Origin of the sequence: Lysobacter arseniciresistens ZS79 (genome assembly GCF_000768335.1) — a bacterium.
Lineage (GTDB): Bacteria > Pseudomonadota > Gammaproteobacteria > Xanthomonadales > Xanthomonadaceae > Novilysobacter > Novilysobacter arseniciresistens.
Map to the genome: position 1 here is coordinate 13,222 of NZ_AVPT01000032.1, position 16,545 is coordinate 29,766.

Below are 16,545 nucleotides of genomic sequence, written 5' to 3' on the forward strand. Positions count from 1 at the left end.
ACCTGAACGCGACCCACGGGCGGCGGAACCTTTGCCGGCGCGCCCGGTCTGTTGTCCTGCACGTCCCGCCGCGACTCTCTCCTCGTCAAGGCAAAACAGCAGCGGTGGGAAAAACGAAGCCCCGGCCTGATCCGCCGGGGCTTCACCTTTCACGCAGCCGGAAAGCCCGCCGCGGCTATTTCTTCTTCGGGATGTAGAGATCGGTGATGGTGCCGTCGTAGACCTCGGCCGCCATCGCCACCGACTCGCTCAGGGTCGGGTGCGGATGGATGGTGTGGCCGATGTCGGCGACCTCGCAGCCCATCTCGATCGCCAGCGCGACCTCGGCGATCAGGTCGCCGGCGTGCGGGCCGACGATGCCGGCGCCGATCACGCGCTGCGTCGCCTCGTCGAACAGCAGCTTGGTGAAGCCCTCGGTGCGGCCGATACCGATCGCGCGGCCCGACGCGGCCCACGGGAACTTGCCGACGCCGACCTTCAGGCCCTTTTCCTTCGCTTCGTTCTCGGTCACGCCGACCCAGGCGATCTCCGGATCGGTGTAGGCGACCGACGGGATCACCCGCGCGACCCACTCCTTCTTTTCGCCCGCGGCGACTTCGGCGGCGAGCTTGCCCTCGTGCGTGGCCTTGTGCGCGAGCATCGGCTGGCCGACCAGGTCGCCGATCGCGAAGATGTGCGGCGCGCTCGTGCGCATCTGCCGGTCGACCGGGATGAAGCCGCGCTCGGTGACCTCGACGCCGGCCTTCTGCGCGTCGAGCTTGCCGCCGTTGGGCGCGCGCCCGACCGCGACCAGCACGCGATCGAAGGTCTTCGTTTCCGGCTCGCTGTCGCCCTCGAATTTGCAGGCGATGCCGCTCTTCTGCGCCTTGGCCTCGACCACCCTGGTCTTCAGGTGCACGGCGACGCCCTGCTTCTTCAGGCGGTCGGCCAGCGGCTTGACCAGGTCCTTGTCGGCACCGGGCATCAGCTGGTCCATGAACTCGACGACGGTGACCTCGCTGCCGAGCGCGCGGTACACGGTCGCCATCTCCAGTCCGATGATGCCGCCGCCGACGACCAGCAGCTTCTTCGGCACGTCGGCCAGCTCGAGCGCGTCGGTGGAATCCATGACGCGCTCGTCGTCCCACGGGAAGAACGGCAGCTTCACCGCCTGCGAACCGGCGGCGATGATGCACTGCTCGAAGCGGACCAGCTGGATCTTGCCGCCACCCTCGACCTCAAGCTCGTTGGCCGAGATGAACCTGCCGGTGCCGGCGACCACGCGCACCTTGCGCTGCCTGGCCATGCCGGCCAGGCCCTTGGTCAGCTGGCCGACGACCTTCTCCTTGTAGCCGCGCAGCGCGTCCAGCGCGATCTTCGGCTTGCCGAAGTCGATGCCGAAATCCTTCGCGTGGGCGGCCTCGTCGACCACCGCGGCGGCGTGCAGCAGCGCCTTGGACGGGATGCAGCCGACGTTGAGGCAGACGCCGCCGAGGCTGTCGTAGCGCTCGACCAGAACGGTGTCGAGGCCGAGGTCGGCGGCACGGAACGCAGCGGTGTAGCCGCCGGGGCCGGCGCCGAGCACGAGCATGCGGCATTCGACGTCGGCCTTGCGGCCGGAGGCCGGTGCGGCGGCGGGCGCGCTGGCGGCCGGCTTGCCGGCGGGGGCATCGGTGGCCGCGGGAGGCTTGCCGGTGGAATCCGGACTGGCTTCGGCGGCGGCGGATTTGTCTGCCGGGGCCGTGGCCTTGCCACCCTCCGGCTTCGCGCCGTCGCTGCTGGCCGGTTTCGCGTCGCCCTTGCCGGCGCCGGTGTCCGCGCCCTTGTCCGAGCCCTCGCCGGCGGCTTCGAGCACGGCGATCACCGCGCCCTCGGCCACTTCGTCGCCGACCTTGACCTTCAGCTCCTTGACCACGCCGGCGGCGCTGGACGGCACCTCCATCGTCGCCTTGTCCGACTCCAGCGTCACCAGCCCCTGGTCGACCGCGACGGTGTCGCCGACCGCGACCAGCAGCTCGATCACCGGCACCGCGTCGAAATCGCCGATGTCGGGGACCTTGATCTCGATGGTGTTGGCCATGTCAGTTCCTTGTGTGAATCGGGGGATGGGGCGCGGGCGCCCCGGGGCCGGCGGCTCAGGCCCCGGCCAGCACTTCGTCGAGTTCGTCGAGCGAGCGCCACAGGTCGTCCCAGCGCTCCGGCAGGTCGTCCGGGTCGCCCTCGCCGGCGGCGTCGATCAATGCTTCGGCCTGCTCGACCACCACCTCGCCGGGGCCGCAGCCGGGCTCGACGCCGCTGTAGCGCGCACCGTCGACGACGAAGCTCAGCAGGTCGCCGTCGTGGAACCGCGCGGCGCGGTCGGCGGCCACGCCCGTCTGCAGCGTGCGGGTCCAGCGGTCGACCAGCCGGCTGGCGAGCGAGGCCGGCATCGGCACCTCGTGGATTTCCGGCGGCTGCTCGACGCGCAGCACGCGGCGACTGCCACCGGCGATGGACTCGCGGTGGTCGACGCGCTCGACCGCCAGCGCGTGGCGCAGCGTCCAGGCACCGCCGTCGGCCGACGGCAGCAGCATCAGCGCGCTCTCGACGCCGCGCACCGGCAGCCAGGTCAGCTGCAGCGCCGGCTGCACGTCGGCGGCCAGCAGGCCCTCGACCGCGACGCCGTGGTTCTCGGTCGCCGGCGGCCAGCCGTGGCCGAGCGGCAGTTCGCACTCGGCGGCCTGCGCTGCCGGCATCGCCAGCATCAGCAGGAGCAGCGCGCGCCTCACAACAGGACCCGACGCATGTCGGCCAGGACCTGTCCGAGGTAGGTGGTGAAGCGGGCCGCGGCGGCGCCGTCGATCACGCGGTGGTCGTAGCTCAGCGACAGCGGCAGGTTGAGGCGCGGCTGGAAGGCCTTGCCGTCCCACACCGGCTTCATCTCCGAGCGCGACACGCCGAGGATGGCGACTTCCGGCGCGTTGACGATCGGGGTGAACGCGGTGCCGCCGATGCCGCCCAGCGAGCTGATCGAGAAGCAGCCGCCGCTCATCTGCGCCGGGCCGAGCTTGCCGTCGCGCGCCTTGGCGGCCAGCTCGGCGGTCTCGGCGGCGATCTCCATCACGCCCTTTTTGTCGCAGTCGCGCACCACCGGCACCACCAGCCCGTTGGGCGTATCGGCGGCGAAGCCGATGTGGAAGTACTGCTTGAGCACGAGGTTCTCGCCGGTGGCGTCGAGCGAGGCGTTGAAATCGGGGAACTTCTTCAGCGCGCTGACGCTGGCCTTCATCAGGAACGCCAGCATGGTCAGCTTGGTCGCGTTGCCCTTGGCGATGGCCTTCTCGTTCTCCTTGTTGAGCTGGACGCGCAGCGCTTCCAGCTCGGTGATGTCGGCATCGTCGAACTGGGTGACGTGCGGGATCATCGCCCAGTTGCGCGCGAGGTTGGCGCCGGAGAGCTTCTGGATCCGCGACAGCCCGCGGGTCTCGACCGGGCCGAACTTGCTGAAGTCGACCTTCGGCCACGGCAGCAGGTCGAGGCCGCCGCCACCGGTCGCGGCGCCCTTGCCGGCACCCGCGCCGCCGGACATCACGCCCTTGACGAACTTCTGCACGTCCTCCTTGCCGATCCGGCCGCCGCGCTGGCTGCCGGTCACGCGCGACAGGTCGACGCCGAGCTCGCGGGCGAACAGGCGCACCGCCGGGCTGGCGTAGGGGACCTTGTCGGGCAGCAGCTCGTTGGCGTCGAACACCACCGGCGGCGAGCGGGGCGCGGGGGCGTCGCCGCCAGTCGCGGCATCGTCGCCGTGGGCGGCGGCCTCGCGCCGGGCCAGATTGTTGGGCTGGCCGACGTTGGCCGGCTCGGTGCCGGTGCCGGTCTCGGCGGTGCGCACCTGCTCCTTCGGCGCCTCGGGCTCGGCGCGCTCGGCGGATTCGGGCTTGGCGGCGGTGTCCGGCTTGGCGGCACTCTCCGGCTTTTCGGCCTTGCCGGCATCGGCCTTGGCGTCACCGCCACCGGCCGTGCCCTCGGGCTCGATCATCGCGACCACGGCGCCTTCGCCGATCTCGTCGCCGACCTTGACCTTCAATTCGCGCACCACGCCGGCAAACGGCGCGGGGACTTCCATCGTCGCCTTGTCGGATTCCAGCGTGACCAGCCCCTGGTCGACCGCGACGGTGTCGCCCACCGCCACCAGCACCTCGATCACCGGCACGCCGTCATAGCCACCGATATCGGGGACGCGTGCTTCCTTCAACTCAGCCATGCTCGGCTCCGACCTGCGCGAAAGATCCTTATTGTGGCCGCAGTGGTGTAGGGGTGCCAATCACGCCGGGCGCGGGCGTTTGCCGAAGCGGGCGGCTCGCACGGACACGACGCCTTCGAAGTGGCGGTCCAGCACGGGTTCAGGCGCGTGCCGGAGTGTCGCGCGGTGCGCGATAGCACGAGCGGCGATGAAGGTTCCATTGGGACGGCGATCACACGGCAAACGCGGTTCATCCGCGCCTCGTCAGGATGGCCGCGCCTGCCAGCACACCGGCGGGCGCCCCCACAGAACGAGGAGACAACTCCCATGAAACGCATCCACACCTTGACCCTTGCCCTGCTTGCCTTCGCCCCCGCCGCGTTCGCCCAGGACGCCAGCGACACCAGCGACAAGCGCTGGGCCGTCGTCGGCGGCTACGCCCTGTCGGAACCCACCGGCGACACCACCATCGCCGGCCAGGACGCCGAGCTCGACGGTGACGGCGCCGCGACCCTCAGCGCGTCGTACTACGTGACCGACAACATCGCCATCGAAGCCTGGGGCGCCGCCGACAAGTTCAGCCACCGCGTCAACACCGCCAACGGCAAGGCCGGCAGCGTCGAGGCCCAGCCGTACGCGGTCAGCGGCCAGTACCACTTCGGCAGCAGCGCGCAGACCGTGCGCCCGTTCGTCGGCCTGGGCTACTACGAGAGCAACTACGACGGCGAAGAGGTCGAACCGACCGGTGACCTTGCCGGCCAGCGCCTCGGTGTCGAGACCGCCAAGGGCGCGATGGCGACCGCCGGCGTCGACGTGAAGCTGAGCCCGAGCTGGTTCGCGCGCGCCGACGTGCGCTACCTGCACGGCAACTCCGACGTGATGCTCGACGGCCAGACCGTCGGCGAGGCCGAGCCGAGCCCGGTGGTGGTCGGCGTGGGCCTGGGCGCGCGGTTCTGACCGCCGGCGCCTGCGGGCGCCACCCTGGCCACGCTTGCCCGTCCACGTGACGGGCCCCGCGGGCGGCGGATCGTTACGGTCCGCCGCCCGCGTCACGAAGGGCCGCCACGCGCGGCCTGTTCAGGAAACACCCCGACCCCGCCGTTACGGTGGGAGCCACCTGAGCCGGGAGAACGCCATGACGACCAAGCTCGACAAGCCCGTCCGCCGCGAAGTCACCGTCGGGGACGTCGCCTACACCCTCACCATCGACCCCGACGGCCTGAAGCTGGTCCAGAAGGGCCATCGCAAGGGCCACGAGCTGCGCTGGCAGGACATCGTCAACGGCGATGCCGCGGTGGCCGCGGCGCTGCAGGGCAGCCTGCAGCAGTAGCCGCGCGCGAGGGCCGGGTGCCGCGCCTCAGAGGTGCTCGGCCTCGACGTGGAGGCGTTCGCGGCGCAGCAGGTACAGGCCGCTGGCGATGATGATGGCGGCGCCCAGCCACGTCACGGCATCCGGCAGCACGCCCCACAGGCTGACGTCGAGCAGCACGCCCCAGACCAGCGCGGTGTATTCCAGCGGCGCGATCTGCGAGGCCTCGCCGACGCGGAACGCCTCGGTGATCGCCCACTGCCCGAGCGCACCAGCCACGCCGACGCCGAGGATCACCCAGCCGTCGCCGGGCCGGATCGGCACCCATTGCGGCCACGCCAGCAGGCCGCCGCCGACCGCCAGCAGGGCAAGCAGCCAGACCATCATCGCGGCGGTGGAATCGGTGCGACCGAGCACGCGCACGGTGATCGCGCTGACCGCGTAGCCCAGCGCCGCCAGCAGCACCGCGAACGCGGCCCAGCTCAGCATGCCCTCGCCGGTCGGCCGCAACAGCACCAGCACGCCGACCAGGCCGATGGCAATCGCGCCCCAGCGACGCGGGCCGACCTTCTCGCCCAGCAGCGGCACCGACAGCGCGGTGATCAGCAGCGGCGCGACGAAGAAGATCGAGTACGCGGTGGTCAGCGGCAGCGTCTGCAGGGCGTAGGCGAACGCCGCCATCATCCCGATGCCGATGGCGCCGCGCAGCAGGTGCAGCGGCCAGCGCACCCGCAGCAGCGTCCCAAGCCCGCCGGTGGCGGCCACCCATGCGAGCACGAACGGCAGCGACGAGGCGCCGCGCAGGGTCGCCACCTGCAGCGGCGGGTAACTCGCGGCCAGGGTCTTGAGGCCGGCGTCCATCAACGAGAACACGGCGACGGCGAACAGCATGATCATCGCCGCGCGCATCGACACGGAAGAATGCGGGGCGGGCGGGATGTCCAGGGTCGGGCTCCAGCCGCGCGGGCTGTCAGTCAGGCGGCGGACAGCATAGCCGGCCGCCGCCGCGCATCACCGCCCCGGGGCGGCGCCTCAGAAACCGTGGCGGTAGCTGACGCCCGCGCCCCAGTCGGGGCTGCCATCGGACAGGCCCTTGAGCGCGTAGACCTGCACACGACCGTCGGACGGCGTGCGCCAGCCGTAGAAGCCGGTCAGCTCGCTGCGGTCGTCATAGCCGAACGACGCGGCTTCGCGGAAGTCGTACGCGACGCCGACGTTGCCGCGGCCCGCAGTCCAGCTGGCGCCGATGTTGGCACCGGCCACGTCGTCGACATCGACGTAGTCCGAATCGCCCAGCCAGGTGTAGGACACGCCGCCGAACAGCAGGGTGGCGTCGAACTGGCGGTACAGGTCGAGGGCGAGGCCGAGGTCGCTGGCACCGGTGCCCAGGCCCTTGTCCTCGTCGGCGGTGGCGATCTTGGCGTTGCCGGTCAGGTCGATGCCCAGCGGGCCGCCGGTGTCGAACGCGTAGGTCGCGGCCAGGCGCAGGTCGCCGACGCCGGAGGCGGCGCCGCTGGGCGGTTCGTCGGTCGGCGACGGCTGCAGGCCGCCACGACCGCGGCCGCGCGGGTTGGTATTGGTGACGCTGCCGACGCCGGGCAGCACACCCGGGTCACCATCGACCCGGAGCCACGGCAGGCTCGCCTTGAAGGTCCAGTTGCCGGTGTCGAGGCGGGCGGTGACCGGCACCGACAGGATGGTGGTGGTGGTGTCGCTGCCGTAGTCGCCGCTGCTGTAGTCGAGCCCGGCGCCGAGGCTCAGGCCATCGGCATGGGCGCCGCCGGCGGCCAGCGCGAGCGCGGCCACGAGGATGGAACGGTTCATCGCAACTCCTTGCATGCGCGATGGCGGCCGGGGCCGCCATCGCATCGTGGTTGCCGGACGTCAGGACCGCCGGCCACGTGGTTGCCGTCGCTCAGCGACCGCCGCGCTCGGGGCGCTCCGGCCGTTCCGGACGCTCGGGCCGTTCCGGACGCTCGGGCCGTTCCGGGCGCTCGGGACGTTCCGCCCGCTCCGGACGCTCGGCACGCTCCGGACGCTGCGCGCGCTCGCCGGCGGCCGGCCGGTCGGCACGGTCGGCGGAGTTGCCGCGCTCGGCGCGGTCCGCGCGGGCGACCCGCGCACCTTCGGCGCGACCGGCGTCGGCCGCCGCCGCGGCGGCGTTGTCGGAACGGTTGGACGCGCTCACCAGCGAGCCGAGGTTGAAGCCCAGTTCCTTCGCGATCGCACCCCAGCCCATGCCGTCGGCACGCATCTCGAGCACGCCGGACTGGTAGCTGGTGGTGGTGGTGCCGTCGGGGTTCTCGACGACGATCTCGGCGCCGGCCAGCGCGGTCTCCAGGTCGGGGTAGACCCCGCCGTCGACCAGAGCCTGCGCCATCGCCAGGGTGATGTTGACCTCGCCCCAGCCCATCGGGCCGTTCGGGTTGACCACGGTGCGCTCGACCAGCTCGGTGGTGGTGGTCGTGCTGCCGTCGTCGTTGGTCGTGGTGGTGGTGACTTCCTCGACGACCACGAAGTCCTCGCCGCCGCGCAGCTGCGAGACCAGCTCGGCCGAGGCCTCCGGCGAACCGGCGAGGTCGACGTAGCGGTCGGCGATGCGCTCGGCCGGGACGCCGGCTTCGGCGATCACGTCGGCGTCGCTGCCGGCGTCCTGCGCCACGGCGGGTGCGACGCCGGCCATCGCGACGGCGAGCGCCGCGGAAAGGATCAGGTAACGGGGGTTCGCGCTCATCGCGCTTCTCCTTGCAGAGTGGAAAGGGACCGCCATGGGGGGATGCGGCGTCCGGATGGTAGTGGCACCGATCCTGTACGGAGCATGATCCGGGCGCCGGATGCGCGGGCTGTGCCCGGGCGCGGAAACAAAACGTGACCGTCGCCCCGGATGGCCGCCGCCGTGCGCTGCGGTACCCTTTGCTGCCCATTGCCGGAGCACCGCCATGCCCTCCTTCGACGTCGTCTCCGAAGTCGACACCCACGAGCTGACCAACGCGGTCGACCAGGCCAACCGCGAGCTGGGCAACCGCTTCGACTTCAAGGGCGTCGACGCGAAGTTCGCCCTGGAGGAGCAGGTCATCAGCCAGTCGGCGCCGAGCGACTTCCAGCTGCAGCAGATGACCGACATCCTGCGCGCGCGGCTGATCGCCCGCGGCATCGACGTACGCTGCCTGGAGTTCGGCGATGTCGAGACCAACGTCGCCGGCGCGCGGCAGAAGATCACCGTCAAGCAGGGCATCGAGCGCGAGCTGGCGAAGAAGATCCAGTCGGCGCTGAAGGAGGCCAAGCTCAAGGTCGACAGCCAGATCAACGGCGACAAGCTGCGGGTCAACGGCAAGAAGCGCGACGACCTGCAATCGGCCATCGCGCTGCTGAAGGGGCAGGAGTTCGAGCTGCCGCTGCAGTTCGAGAACTTCCGTGACTGAACGCGCGAGGGCGGTGCCCGCGGCGGCTGGCCGCGGCTGACGGCTGCCCGCCGCGCGGAACGCACCCGGCCATGACCACCGACGACGACGACCCGATCGCCGCCACCCGCCGCTGGCTGCAGCGGGCGGTGATCGGGCTGAACCTCTGCCCGTTCGCCAAGGCGGTGCACGTGAAGGACCGGATCCGCTACGTCGTCAGCGCGGCGACCACCCCCGACGCGCTGCTGGAGGAGCTGGCCAGCGAGCTGGCGTGGCTGGCGGGGATCGACGCCGAGGTGGTCGACACCACCCTGCTGATCCACCCGCAGGTGCTGGCCGACTTCGACGACTACAACGACTTCCTCGACCAGGCCGACGCCGCGGTCGACGCGCTCGGGCTGGAGGGCGAGATCCAGGTCGCCAGCTTCCACCCGGACTACCGCTTCGCCGGCAGCGCCGACGACGACCCCGGCAACTGCACCAACCGCTCGCCCTACCCGATGCTGCACCTGCTGCGCGAAGCCAGCGTGGAGCGCGCGGTGGCGGCATTCCCCGACCCCGACGCGATCGTCGAGCGCAACATCGAAACGATGGAACGGCTTGGGGTGGAGGAGTACTGGCGGTTGCTGGAGCCGTAGGCGGACAAACGCACGACGATGCCGCGCGACGATGCACCGCGGCGATGATTGTCGGCGGCGCGCTTGCGGCTTTCGGCTCTTGTAGGAGCGACGTGAGTCGCGACCGCGCAGGGCTGACCTATTGCTGCGCGGTCGCGACTCACGTCGCTCCTACAGGAGGCCTGTGGTCCGCAGGGCACCGGCGTGCACCCGACCCGGGATGCCGACAACCTCCGCCGTCAGCCGCCCGCGAACAGCCGCGCCACGTCGGCCTCGCCGAGCACCGTCCACTCCCCGGCCGGCAGGTCCCCAAGCTCCAACCCACCGACCCGGCGGCGATGCAGCGCCTCCACGTGGTTGCCGACCGCGGCGAACATCCGCCGCACCTGGTGGTAGCGGCCCTCGGTCAATGTCAGCCGTGCCTGCCGCGGCGCCACGAGCTCCAGCGCCGCCGGCGCCAGCGGGGCCTTCTCGGACTCCAGCATCAGCGTGCCGCTGGCGAACACCGCGGCCTCGTCGCCGCGCAGGTCCTGCGCCAGCGTCGCCTCGTACACCTTCGCCAGGTTCGACTTCGGCGACACGATCCGGTGCAGCAGCTGGCCGTCGTCGGTCATCAGCAGCAGGCCGCTGGTGTCGCGGTCGAGCCGGCCGACGGTCGACAGCAGCGGCGAACGCAGGCGGAAGCGCGGCGGCAGCAGGTCGTAGACGATCCGGCCGGGGTCCTTCGTCGAGCAGGTGTAGCCAACCGGCTTGTGCAGCATCAGCACCAGCCCGGCCGGCGGGTCGAGCGGATCGCCGTCGATGCGGATCGCGGCGTGCAGCACCTGGTCGTCGGCATACAGCACCTCGCCCCCGGCATCGGTGACGCGGCCCTCGCGGAACATCAGCGCGACCTGCTTGCGGCTGCCGTAGCCGAGGTTGGCGATCAGCCGGACCAGCCTCATCGCCAGTCCTTCCGGCCGCGGCGGTCCGGGCGAGTCGGGGGCGCCGGCCGCGCCTTCACCGCCTCGATGATCTTGAAGCCGTCGCGCTCGGCCACCGCGCGCACCTCGCCGAAGCTCCCGGTCAGGACCGACTCGTACGGCAGGTGGCGGTTGGCGACCAGCCACAGCCGCCCGCCCGGCTTGAGCGCCTGGGCCGCGACGGCGATGAAGCGACGGCCGATGTCGGGCCGGTCGGCACGCATCTGGGTATGGAACGGCGGGTTGGTCACGATCACGTCGTACTGCGCCGGCAGGCCGGCGGTGACGTCATGCCAGTGGTAGCCGATCGCCGCGCGCGACTCGAACGGCGCGAGGTTGCCGCGTGCCAGGTCCAGCGCGCGCCGCTCGGCCTCGTACAGGTCGAGCGTGGTGATGCCGGGGCAGCGTTCGAGCAACTCGACCGAAAGGTAGCCGAAGCCGGCGCCGAGGTCGGCCGCGCGCCCGGCGAGGTCGGGCGGCAACTGCTCGGCCAGCAGCGCCGAGGCCGGGTCGACCCGGTCCCAGGCGAACACGCCCGGGCGGCTGGTGAAACGCCCGTCGGCGATCGACCTCGGTGCATCCAGCGCGAGCCAGCGCGCGAGCAGGTCGGCGTCGAGCGTGGCACCGCCATCGACATGCAGCGGCGCACTCCAGCACGCGCGGCTCTTGTTCTTGACCAGGCTGCCGACCGGGCCGACCAGCTGTCGCAGGTCGGCCTCGCCCGACTTCGCGCCCTCGTTGTTGGCCAGGCAGGCCACCACCCGTCCGCCCGGCGCGACCAGCGACACCGCGCGGGCGTACAACGCGCGCGCCTCGTCGCGCTGGCGCGGCGGCAGCACCAGCACCAACGGGTAGCGGCAGTCGTCGCTTTGCTCGACCAGCGCCAGCCCCGCGCGCGTCAGCGCCTCGGCGTCGGGGCGGAAGCTCTGCTCGCAGACCAGCCCGGGCCAGTCGCGGCGGTGCAGCGCCGCGCCCTCGCGCGCACGCAGCAGCAGCGCGCCGCCGTCGGCGGGCCACGGCAACAGGCCCTGCTCGAAGGGCAGCAACAGCGTCTGCAGCGCGGGATCGTCGTGGGCCATGCGGTCGGGTCGGGCAGGTGGGGCACGCAGTTTAGCGAGCGGCGGGCGGACGCACGTCGGCTTCGCCCTGCGCGTGCACTTCCTGCTGTGGGGCAGCCTTCCGCGCGAAGCTCGGCGGCAGGCAGCGCCGCGCCTTCTTCTGCGAGCACTGCCAGAAGCGTTACGGTTGACCCGGTTCAGCTACCCGGATGCGCGCCGAATGTTGATCGCGAACCCATGAATGTTTCATCGCGCCCCAACGCCGGCGCCGCCACGCTGGGGCCACACTTCCACCGGAGAACGCCATGCGCGCCCTGTTCGTAGGAGGCACCGTCGACAACAGCGAGCTGGACATGGACGGCGAACCGCCGGCCCACTACCCGGAGAACACCGGCGGCGGGCGCCCGCGCTACCGGCTGCACCACGTCGGGCGCAACGACGGCGCCACCGCCTACGCGGTGTACGCGGCGCCAGAAACGCCCGACGACGAGGTCGAGCGCATCGCCGACGAGCGCGACTACGCGCGGCGCTTCGGCGCGACCGAGGTCAGGAGCGGGCTGACGGCGATGTAGGGCCGGCTCGATCGCAAACACCTGCAGGAGCGACGTGAGTCGCGACCGGGTGGATGTTGCCGAGGCCGTCCAGGTAGGGCGGCGCCGCTTTTGAAGCATTGGCTCCGGAGGGATGCGCTCTCTCCGGTCGTTATCGCGACCCGGCTGCCAACCCGGTCGCGACTTACATCGCTCCTACGGTCGCTTCGCTCACGCCAGCTCACGCAGGGTCACCGACGGCGGAGCGTCCAGCACGCGGCGGGTGGCGAACAGGCCGGCCGCCAGCGCCGCCGCGACACCCAGCGCGCCGCCGGCCGCCGCCATGCCCCAGTTCGCCTGCCACGGCAGGTCGAACACGCGGGTCGCGACCACGCCGGCCAGCACCGACGCGGCGATCGCGGCCACCAGTCCGGCCAAGAGGCCGATCGCGGCGAACTCCGAAGCCTGCGCTAGCCGCAGCTGGCGCCGGCTGCCGCCGAGCGTCCGCATCACCCCGCCCTCCAGCAGCCGCTCGTCCTGGCTCGCGCTGACCGCCGCCATCAGCACCAGCAGGCCGGCCGCGAGCGAGAACCAGAACACCACCTCGACCACGGTCGACACCTGGTCGGCGGTGCCGCGTACCTGGTCGAGCAGCGCGTCGATGTCGATCACGGTCAGGTTGGGGAAGCGTCCGACGAGGTCGGCGGTGAAGCGGGTCCGTTCCGGCGGCACGCTGACCGCGGTGATGTGACTGGCGGGGAAACCGTCGAGCGCGCCGGGCGAGGCGACCACGAAGAAGTTTGGCCGGAAACTCTCCCAGTTCACCTCGCGCAGGCTGGTCAGGCGCGCGGTGAAGCGCTGGCCGGCGATGTCGAAGGTGACGTCGTCGCCGAGCTTCCAGCCCAGCGACTCGGCATACCCCTGCTCGACCGAAATCTCCGGCGTGGACGGTGGCGTCGCGCCCCAGAACTCGCCGGCGACGACTTCGTTGTCCTCGCGCAGGGCCGTGGCCATCGACAGGTTGAACTCGCGGTCCGCGCGGCGGCGCGACCGGCGCGCCTCCTCGTCGACTTCCTCGCCGGCCTGCGCCGGGGCGAAGTCGTCGCCCGTCACCGGCTCGCCGTTGTGCTCGACCAGCCGCGCGCGGACCATCGGGAACAGGGTTGGCTCGCCGATGCCCTGCGCGGCGATGAACGCGCGCACGTCGTCGACCTGGTCGTCCTGCACGTTGATGATGAAGCGGTTCGGCGCCTCGGCCGACAGTTGCAGCTGCCAGCGGTCGAGCAGGTCGGTGCGCACGAAGGTCAGCAGCAGCAGCGCCATCAGCCCGAGGCCGAGCGAGGCGACCTGGGCGATGCTGGTCGCCGGCCGCCGGCTGACGTTGGCCAGGCCGTAGCGCAGGCTGCCGCGCAGACGCGAGCGCAGCCGCCGCAGCAGCACGATCAGGCCCCAGGCCAGCACCGCCAGCACCGCGAACGTCCCCAGCAGCCCGCCCAGCATCGCCAGCGCCAGCGTCGGCGAGCCGGCCTGCCACCACAGCAGCGCGCCGAGCCCCGCCAGCCCGGCCAGCGCCACCAGCAGCGCGCTCGGTTCGGTCGGATCGAGGTCGCGCCGCAGCACGCGCAGCGCGGGCACCCGTCGCAGCGCCAGCACCGGCGGCGCGCCGAACGCCAGCAGCACCAGCAGGCCGACGCCGTAGCCCTGTAGCGCCGGCAGCCAGCCGGCCGGCGGGATCGACATGCCCAGCATCGGCTCCAGCCACAGACCGATGCCCCATTGCAACGCGAACGCCACCGCGACGCCGACCGTGCACGCCAGCAGGCCCAGCAGCACCAGCTCGCCGATGTGGACGCCGGCCAGGGTCGCCTGGCTTGCGCCGAGGCAACGCATCACCGCGGTACCCGACAGGTGCCGCTCGCTGTGCCGACGCGCGGCCATCGCCACCGCGACGGCGGCCAGCACCACCGACACCAGCGCCGCCAACCCGAGGAAGCGGCCGGCGCGGTCGAGCGCGGAGCGGATCTCGGGGCGCGCGTCGGCCACGGTCTCCAACCGCTGCCCACGCGCGAGCGCCGGCTTCGCGGTCGCCACGAAGCGCTCGACCGCGGCGGCGTCACCGGCCACCACCAGCCGGTGACGGATACGGCTGCCTTCCTGCACCAGTCCGGTCGCGGCGAGGTCGTCGAGGTTAAGGAAGACCTTCGGCGCGACGTTGAAGTAATCGAGCGCGGCGTCGGGCTCGGCGACCACCAGCGCGGCCAGCCGCAGCTGCGAGTCGCCGATCGTCACGCGGTCGCCGATGCGCGCGTCGAGGGTGTCGGCGCCGGCGCGGCTGAGCCAGACGGTGCCGGGCGCCGGCACGCCGTCGGCGACGCGCTCGCGGCCGTCCGCGCCGGCAACGGTGAACGATCCGCGCAGCGGGAAGCCCTGTCCCAGCGCGCGCAGTTCGCCGAGCTGCAGGCGTGCATCGGCGGCGTCGCCGACGCTGATCATCGTGTTGAGTTCGACCGTGCGGGTCTGCTGCAGACCGTCGTCATCGGCGGCCGCGGCGACGGCACCCCCGATCGGCGTGTCGCTGCGCACCACCGCGTCGCCACCGAGCAGGCGGTTGGCCTCGATCGCCAGCGCACGCTCGGCGCGGTCGGTGACGAAGCCCACTGCCGTCACCGCCAACACCGCCAGCACCAGCGCGGCCAGCAGGATCCGCACCTCGCCCGCGCGCAGGTCGCGGCGCGCCTGCCGCCACGCCATCGCTACCACGCCGGTGGCGCCGAGGCGACGGCTCATGCGCCGGCCTGCCCGTCGCCCACGCGAGTGTCGGCCGGGCGCACGTCCTCCACCAGCCGCCCCGCATCCAGCCGCAGCCGGTGGCGGCAGCGCTCGGCCAAATGGTCGTCATGGGTGACCAGCACCAGCGTGGTGCCGGCCTCGGCGTTGAGCGCGAACAGCAGCTCGATGATCGCCTGGCCGGTGTGGCTGTCGAGGTTGCCGGTGGGCTCGTCGGCGAACAGCAGCGACGGCTCGGTGACGAACGCACGCGCCAGTGCGACGCGCTGCTGCTCGCCGCCCGACAGCTGCCGCGGGTAATGGCCGAGCCGCTCGCCGAGGCCGACCTTGGCGAGGATCGCGCGCGCCGGCGCCTCCACCTCGGCGTCGCCGCGCAGCTCCAGCGGCAGCATCACGTTCTCGAGGGCCGTGAGCGACGGCAGCAGCTGGAAGTTCTGGAACACGAAGCCGACCTTCTCGGCCCGCACCCGCGCGCGGCCGTCCTCGTCGAGCGTCGACAGCGACTGCCCGTGCAGCACCACGCTCCCGCTGCTGGGCAGATCCAGCCCCGCCATCAGCGACAGCAGCGTGCTCTTGCCCGAACCCGACGCACCGACTATCGCCACGGTGTCGCCGCGGCTGATGGTGAAGCCGACATCGTCGAGGATCACCAGCGGCCCGGACGGCAGCTGCACGCACTTGCCGAGCGACGCAACGACCAGCGCGGGAGGCGTCGGGTCCGCACCAGTGGAGGGATCGGGGGAATGGAGCCGGACGGAATCGGTGGTCATCGTGGGGTCTTGTAGGGGAGCAGACGGGTCCGGTTCCGCGCGGCGGCCGGACATGGGATTTGGATGCGGACGCAGGACGCGCCGCCGGTTCCGCCCGACTCGATTACCCTCGACCGGCAACCCGGCGCGCGAACGATGCCGGACGACCCCATCGGAGCGGACGATGCAGCGAACCGGCCACAACCCCGTCAGATATGCGGCATCGCGCCGCGCGCTTCAATGTGCCATTGGCTTGACCCTGTGGCTGCTGGTCGCCGCGCTGCAGGTGCACGCCGCGCAGGCGCGTGGCGGCGACGCGGACAACCGCACCGTGCTGGTGATGGGCGACTCGCTCTCCGCCGGCTACGGCATGGCCGCGGCGCAGGGCTGGGTGGCGCTGACCGCCGAGCGCATCGACGCCGAGAAGCCGGGCTGGGACGTCGTCAACGCCAGCATCAGCGGCGAGACCACCGCGGGCGGGCGCTCGCGGATCGTCGATGCGCTCGCCCGCCACCGTCCGCAGGTCGTGGTGATCGCGCTGGGCGCCAACGACGGCCTGCGCGGCCTGCCAACCGCGCGGACCGCCGCCAACCTTGCTTACATGATCGGCGCTGCGCACGGGGCCGGCGCGCAGGTGCTGCTGGTCGGCATGCAGATGCCGCCGAATCTGGGCGCGGCGTACACGCAGGCCTTCGCGGGCAACTACCGCACGCTGGCGGAGCACTTCGACGTCGCCCTGCTGCCGTTCCTGCTGGAGCCTATCGCGCTGGACCGCGACGCCTACCAGGCCGACAACCTGCATCCGGTGGCCGAGGCGCAGCCGGCGTTGCGCGACCACGTGTGGAGGGCGCTGGAGCCGCTGCTGGATTGAAACCCGCGCTTTACCCGCACCTGGCCGCTTGTAGGAGCAACTGTCTTCTTCAGATCGGCT

Annotated in this window: 16 protein-coding genes; 6 read left to right on the forward strand and 10 right to left on the reverse strand. The window is 72.0% G+C overall.

The features are described from left to right. Positions 1–175: 175 nt before the first annotated feature. Genes lpdA through N799_RS12235 form a run of 3 tightly spaced genes read right to left on the reverse strand, consistent with a single transcriptional unit; the run spans position 176 to position 4,222 of the window. Positions 176–2,059, reverse strand: a complete 1,884-nt coding sequence (lpdA, locus tag N799_RS12225) for a dihydrolipoyl dehydrogenase (RefSeq protein ID WP_036212941.1) — start codon at positions 2,057–2,059, stop codon at positions 176–178. A gap of 55 nt (positions 2,060–2,114) precedes the next feature. Further along, positions 2,115–2,747 carry a hypothetical protein gene (locus tag N799_RS12230; protein WP_036212943.1) on the reverse strand — a complete coding sequence of 211 codons (633 nt, stop codon included), beginning with the start codon at positions 2,745–2,747 and terminating at the stop codon, positions 2,115–2,117. Further along, positions 2,744–4,222 carry a dihydrolipoyllysine-residue acetyltransferase gene (locus tag N799_RS12235; protein WP_036212945.1) on the reverse strand — a complete coding sequence of 493 codons (1,479 nt, stop codon included), beginning with the start codon at positions 4,220–4,222 and terminating at the stop codon, positions 2,744–2,746. The genes N799_RS12230 and N799_RS12235 overlap by 4 nt, the downstream gene beginning before the upstream one ends. A gap of 306 nt (positions 4,223–4,528) precedes the next feature. Between N799_RS12235 and N799_RS12240 the strand changes: the two genes are divergently transcribed. Both N799_RS12240 and N799_RS12245 read left to right on the forward strand, forming a co-directional pair. Further along, complete coding sequence (locus N799_RS12240) at positions 4,529–5,158, forward strand: OmpW/AlkL family protein (protein WP_036212948.1); 630 nt, start codon at positions 4,529–4,531, stop codon at positions 5,156–5,158. 178 nt (positions 5,159–5,336) lie between these two features. After that, positions 5,337–5,531: a hypothetical protein gene (locus N799_RS12245; RefSeq protein ID WP_036212950.1), complete on the forward strand. Its 195-nt coding sequence runs from the start codon at positions 5,337–5,339 to the stop codon at positions 5,529–5,531. 27 nt (positions 5,532–5,558) lie between these two features. On the opposite strand, the gene N799_RS12250 is transcribed toward N799_RS12245, so the two are convergent. From N799_RS12250 to N799_RS15850, 3 genes are all read right to left on the reverse strand, one after another. Then, positions 5,559–6,419, reverse strand: a complete 861-nt coding sequence (locus N799_RS12250; RefSeq protein ID WP_238978960.1) for a DMT family transporter — start codon at positions 6,417–6,419, stop codon at positions 5,559–5,561. Between the two features lie 123 nt (positions 6,420–6,542). After that, positions 6,543–7,334 carry a hypothetical protein gene (locus N799_RS12255; protein WP_052101527.1) on the reverse strand — a complete coding sequence of 264 codons (792 nt, stop codon included), beginning with the start codon at positions 7,332–7,334 and terminating at the stop codon, positions 6,543–6,545. Between the two features lie 91 nt (positions 7,335–7,425). Beyond that, the gene (locus N799_RS15850) at positions 7,426–8,244 is read right to left on the reverse strand and encodes a hypothetical protein (RefSeq protein ID WP_036212959.1); all 819 of its coding nucleotides are present in this window, start codon (positions 8,242–8,244) and stop codon (positions 7,426–7,428) included. A gap of 205 nt (positions 8,245–8,449) precedes the next feature. On the opposite strand from N799_RS15850, the gene N799_RS12265 reads away from it, so the two are divergent. Both N799_RS12265 and N799_RS12270 read left to right on the forward strand, forming a co-directional pair. After that, complete coding sequence (locus N799_RS12265; RefSeq protein WP_036212962.1) at positions 8,450–8,932, forward strand: YajQ family cyclic di-GMP-binding protein; 483 nt, start codon at positions 8,450–8,452, stop codon at positions 8,930–8,932. A gap of 71 nt (positions 8,933–9,003) precedes the next feature. Beyond that, positions 9,004–9,549, forward strand: coding sequence for a DUF1415 domain-containing protein (locus tag N799_RS12270; protein WP_036212965.1), 546 nt, complete (start codon positions 9,004–9,006; stop codon positions 9,547–9,549). A gap of 218 nt (positions 9,550–9,767) precedes the next feature. Here the strand turns inward: N799_RS12270 and N799_RS12275 are convergent, their stop codons facing one another. Beyond that, entirely contained in the window at positions 9,768–10,472 is a 705-nt protein-coding gene (locus N799_RS12275) for a pseudouridine synthase (protein WP_036212968.1), read from the reverse strand. Continuing rightward, entirely contained in the window at positions 10,469–11,569 is a 1,101-nt protein-coding gene (locus tag N799_RS12280) for a class I SAM-dependent methyltransferase (RefSeq protein ID WP_036212971.1), read from the reverse strand. Before N799_RS12280 ends, N799_RS12275 begins: the two co-directional genes overlap by 4 nt. A gap of 284 nt (positions 11,570–11,853) precedes the next feature. Between N799_RS12280 and N799_RS12285 the strand changes: the two genes are divergently transcribed. After that, the gene (locus N799_RS12285) at positions 11,854–12,120 is read left to right on the forward strand and encodes a hypothetical protein (protein ID WP_036212973.1); all 267 of its coding nucleotides are present in this window, start codon (positions 11,854–11,856) and stop codon (positions 12,118–12,120) included. A gap of 189 nt (positions 12,121–12,309) precedes the next feature. Here the strand turns inward: N799_RS12285 and N799_RS12290 are convergent, their stop codons facing one another. Continuing rightward, the gene (locus tag N799_RS12290; protein WP_036212976.1) at positions 12,310–14,865 is read right to left on the reverse strand and encodes an ABC transporter permease; all 2,556 of its coding nucleotides are present in this window, start codon (positions 14,863–14,865) and stop codon (positions 12,310–12,312) included. Continuing rightward, on the reverse strand, positions 14,862–15,635 hold the full coding sequence (locus N799_RS12295; RefSeq protein ID WP_081975009.1) for an ABC transporter ATP-binding protein: 774 nt from the start codon (positions 15,633–15,635) through the stop codon (positions 14,862–14,864). Before N799_RS12295 ends, N799_RS12290 begins: the two co-directional genes overlap by 4 nt. Before the next feature lie 232 nt (positions 15,636–15,867). Between N799_RS12295 and N799_RS12300 the strand changes: the two genes are divergently transcribed. After that, positions 15,868–16,485, forward strand: a complete 618-nt coding sequence (locus N799_RS12300; RefSeq protein WP_238978957.1) for an arylesterase — start codon at positions 15,868–15,870, stop codon at positions 16,483–16,485. The last annotated feature ends 60 nt before the right edge of the window (positions 16,486–16,545 follow it).